5 protein-coding genes and 2 pseudogenes are annotated in these 3,804 nt (G+C 36.7%); 3 read left to right on the forward strand and 4 right to left on the reverse strand.

Going from position 1 to position 3,804, the window contains the following annotated elements:
- The first annotated feature begins 29 nt into the window (after window positions 1–29).
- The 3 genes from Sarmat_RS06100 (at window position 30) to Sarmat_RS06110 (ending at window position 2,352) form a co-directional block, all read left to right on the forward strand.
- Window positions 30–176 carry a transposase gene (locus Sarmat_RS06100; RefSeq protein WP_341826618.1) on the forward strand — a complete coding sequence of 49 codons (147 nt, stop codon included), beginning with the start codon at window positions 30–32 and terminating at the stop codon, window positions 174–176.
- 250 nt (window positions 177–426) lie between these two features.
- Complete coding sequence (locus tag Sarmat_RS06105) at window positions 427–897, forward strand: hypothetical protein (RefSeq protein WP_202149887.1); 471 nt, start codon at window positions 427–429, stop codon at window positions 895–897.
- A gap of 204 nt (window positions 898–1,101) precedes the next feature.
- Complete coding sequence (locus Sarmat_RS06110; protein ID WP_202149888.1) at window positions 1,102–2,352, forward strand: MFS transporter; 1,251 nt, start codon at window positions 1,102–1,104, stop codon at window positions 2,350–2,352.
- Window positions 2,353–2,647: 295 nt separating this feature from the next.
- On the opposite strand, the gene Sarmat_RS06115 is transcribed toward Sarmat_RS06110, so the two are convergent.
- From Sarmat_RS06115 to Sarmat_RS06125, 4 genes and pseudogenes are all read right to left on the reverse strand, one after another.
- Window positions 2,648–2,788 carry a hypothetical protein gene (locus Sarmat_RS06115; RefSeq protein ID WP_202149889.1) on the reverse strand — a complete coding sequence of 47 codons (141 nt, stop codon included), beginning with the start codon at window positions 2,786–2,788 and terminating at the stop codon, window positions 2,648–2,650.
- Window positions 2,789–2,912: 124 nt separating this feature from the next.
- Window positions 2,913–3,194 (reverse strand): annotated as a pseudogene (locus tag Sarmat_RS06120) (integrase core domain-containing protein); the annotation flags it as partial.
- The gene (locus Sarmat_RS07175) at window positions 3,182–3,310 is read right to left on the reverse strand and encodes a hypothetical protein (protein ID WP_279611774.1); all 129 of its coding nucleotides are present in this window, start codon (window positions 3,308–3,310) and stop codon (window positions 3,182–3,184) included. The pseudogene Sarmat_RS06120 and the gene Sarmat_RS07175, both read right to left, overlap by 13 nt.
- A gap of 33 nt (window positions 3,311–3,343) precedes the next feature.
- Window positions 3,344–3,538, reverse strand: a pseudogene (locus Sarmat_RS06125) (IS481 family transposase); the annotation flags it as partial.
- Window positions 3,539–3,804 lie beyond the last annotated feature (266 nt).

The following is a 3,804-nucleotide window of genomic DNA, read 5'->3' on the forward strand; positions in this document are numbered from 1 at the left end:
GAATTGATTGAATAGTAAATTGCAGGATCATTTCTTTGCCTCCATATTCACCGGCTCTGAATCCAATAGAGAAATTTTGGGCTAATATGAAACGATGGATTAAAAATCAAATTACTGAATTGAATCAATTATATGAGGCTATTTCTTATTTCTTTAAAATACCTAATTCAACCTAAATTACTATACTTCTCTTTGGTTTTTGTCTTAAATATCAAAATTAATTTTCGAAGTGCTATTGTGTTTTGAGTTGTGTCAGTGTAAATTTTATTCTAGATGTAGCAAATGTACATAGTAACGCAATTGTAAGTTTTATTAACTACGCCAGAATGAATGTGATATACTGCCACACTCATTTGGTAGACAACCTATGATACCGCTGCTTATCTAAACTGTTCATATTTTTAGAAAGATAGAAAGAAATAATTTATGTTTAAAATTTTACCAACTCACCTTTGTGTTACAGCGCTATTCAAAAAACTTTGCTTCCTTGCGTTGTTTATTGCATCCATCAATCCAATTTCTTGCTATGCTCAAGACGAATCCTTAACGCGCGTAAACGGTTCGTCTCTAGAAGATCTCAAAAATTATTACGCGCAAATAATAGAAGAATATAAAAAATATGCCGCTACAATAAAACCAGATACTCAAAACGAGATCAAGGAATATCGTAAAAAAATAGCAGAACTAAATGCGCAAAAAAAGGATGTATACGATAGCCTATCTGCTAATGCCAAAACCTTTCTCACTGAATCTAGTAAATTTAAAAGAAGGCTTATGCTCAAAACGCGCAACGCTCAAGAGGACGAGAGGAGGTTGAGTGGTGAGAGCGCAAATCAAACAGACTCAAATAGTGAAAGGAGTAGTATAGATAAAAAAGTAGATAAAAATCAAAAATAAATAGAATCTAACTTTTTCACGATTATTTTAGATAAAAACTTTGCAGACGTATGTAGCGTAATAGAAAAATGAAGTTATAATGAATATGTAATGGTTTTTGATGTATGCATCTTTATGTATGCAATATAAGCTTCTATTTTTTGCAACTTCTCATCTCCTATTAGTTTAAACTTAAAAATTCAATAATTTTTTATCATAAATAATATGAAGAAAGTAGTAATATCTGGCATGATAGGCAATGCATTAGAGTGGTATGATTATGCTTTGTATGCGCAATTTGCTACTATCATAGCCAAGCATTTTTTTCCAGAATCTGATATTAGAGACATACTCACCTTCGCCTTATTTGCAGCTGGTTTTGTTGTCAGGCCTGTTGGCGGAATTGTTTTTGGTTATATAGGGGATAGGCTGGGCAGAAAACAGGCATTGGTGCTGGGCATCTTAATTATGGCTTTGCCTACTGCAGGTATAGGTTTGTTGCCTGGTTATTGTACCATCGGTATCGCCGCCCCAATCATACTTGCAATTATTCGCTTGCTGCAAGGCTTTTCTTTGGGCGGAGAATTCAGCGGATGCATCGCTTATATCGTAGAACATTCGCAAGGGCGTTACAGGGGTTTGGCTGGTAGCGCTTCCTTCGTGAGTATGTCTATGGGTATGATTTTGGGTCTGGGGGTTGCCGGAGCTTTCATGCGCATTATGGATCCGCAAGACCTAGAGGACTGGGGTTGGAGGATACCCTTTGTGCTAGGATTATTTATAGGCTTGATAGGTCTTTATATTAGAACTCACCTTTCGGAAAGTCCGCTGTATAAGGCAGCTAAACAGAGGAAACAACTGTCTTCTCGGCCGGTGCGCGATGTGTTTCAGTATCATGCCATGGCACTGCTTGTTGCGACTGCTGCTTACACCACCGTTACCGCTCCTTTCTATACGGCTACTGTGTTGATAGAAAGTTTCATGAAAACTTTAGGATATTCCTTAAAAGAAAGTTCTCTAGCTGGCACTCTCATTTTGTTTACTTCTCTAATAGTTGTGCCGATTTCCGCGTGGTTTTCAGATAAAATTGGCAGAAAGCCAATACTTATTAGCGGTATTATCTTAACCATCGTTTGCGTTTATCCTGCATTCTTGTTAATAGGTTCCATGAACTATCATTTAGCATTAGTAGGTTGTATAGGGTTTGCTGCAATTAACGCATATTACATGGGCCCTGTGCCTACTGTATTGGTGGAAGTATTCCCTACTAGTATACGCTTCACTGGTATAGCCTTGTCTTATAACATCGCGGCTGCTCTTTTTGGCGGCTCTGCACCCATGATAGGCACTATGCTAGTGAAATATACGGGCAATAAATACGCTATATCTTATTACTTAATGGCTCTTGGGCTGTTTTCTTTAATTGTGTTATATAATTATAAAGAGACTTATAAGAAGGATTTGAGCGCTGAGTAGCGGGGTGTCTTTAGCGTTTAGAGTAAGGTGCATTGGATTTGATGATATTATAAAGCAGTACTTTATAGCTTTAAATATAACTAAAGCGTCATAAAAAGACTATGTCAAATAATTTGTAAATAATTCATCAATAGTACAAATTGGCAGCTCTTCGTATATGTTTCGCGTGAGCCCATTTTTTCTCTATGGGATTGAGATCTGAGGCATATAGTGGTAAAAGTATAACAAAGTATGTTCAGCATCGATGATTCGCTGCGTATCTTGCTCTTATGGAAAGAAGCATTATCTATGATAATTACACTTTTTTCTGGAATATTTGGCTGTTTAGTCCCAGTAAGAAATGGTTAGGATTAAGTATAAAATATTCAGGATGAGTTGTCCACTGATTTAATAGACCTCTTGCATAACCTATTCCGTGGGGTAATTTTGTTGTCAAAACTCCTTTGCGCTCCTCATATACTAGAGTATGCTGCGGCGTTCAACGTCATTTTTCCTAAAAATTCCTCTTTCATTTTTAGGTTATGCAAGAGGTCTAATATAAATTGCCAAGGAGTTTTTCTTTTGATGGCTTTAAGTCGTTTAGCGAAGTTATAAGCCATCAAATAAGCATGCAGATGCTGTTTCAGCTCATCATGAGATGCATAATGGAAATTGTTTGCAGTTACTTCTTTGAGAGTTCTGTTCATTTGCTCTACCTGCCCATTAGTCCAAGGATGCTTGATCTTAGTCTTTCTATGCTCTATCTGATGCTCATTGCAAACACGCTCAAATATATGAGTAAAAGTATTTTTATGATGATCGTGATTGGTAAATTGAATTCCATTATCTGTCAATACCTTATAAAATAGACCTCTTTCCTAGCTCTACTCCTGATGGCAACTGTGGCGACGCTGTCGATGCTCGAGTCCTCACGTACTTCATGTACGCTGCGGCTCTGTGCTTCGTATACTCCTCGCATTTGCTCTTAATTGAGCGAGTTTCGAAAGAGGTCTATTTTATAAGGTACAACTTTAATAAGGTTGCGTAAAAACTCTGCGGCAATCATCTTAGTCTGGCTTTTATGTAGCTCTGCATAAGAAAATTTAGATGTTCTATCTATTGCTACATACAAATATAACTTACCTTCAGCTGTCCTGACTTCTGCTATATCTATATGAAAATATCCAATTGGATATTGCTTGAATTTCTATTTATCAGCAAAGGTAGATATTTCTTTTTTAGGCAATACAGAGCAGCCATTACGCTTTAGGCAACAATAGACCTCTTTCGAAACTCGCTCATGATGAACATGGGACCGTTGCGAGATGAGGTAATTTTTGTTATAATAAATCTCAAAAGAACGAGGTTTTCAAATGTCTTCAGCGCATCAAATTACAATGGTAAGTTTAAATCAATTAGTTAGTCCAAAGCATCAATATCGCAAATTTAAGGACTTATTTGATTTTGAGGTGG

Origin of the sequence: Candidatus Sarmatiella mevalonica, assembly GCF_016751895.1 — a bacterium.
Taxonomy (GTDB): domain Bacteria; phylum Pseudomonadota; class Alphaproteobacteria; order Rickettsiales; family Rickettsiaceae; genus Sarmatiella; species Sarmatiella mevalonica.

Bases quoted from the DNA above. Each gene is read 5' to 3' on its own strand.
- Sarmat_RS06105 (WP_202149887.1), top strand. From the start codon at position 427: ATGTTTAAAATTTTACCAACTCACCTTTGTGTTACAGCGCTATTCAAA.
- Sarmat_RS06110 (WP_202149888.1), top strand. From the start codon at position 1,102: ATGAAGAAAGTAGTAATATCTGGCATGATAGGCAATGCATTAGAGTGG.
- Sarmat_RS07175 (WP_279611774.1), bottom strand. From the start codon at position 3,310: ATGCGAGGAGTATACGAAGCACAGAGCCGCAGCGTACATGAAGTACGT.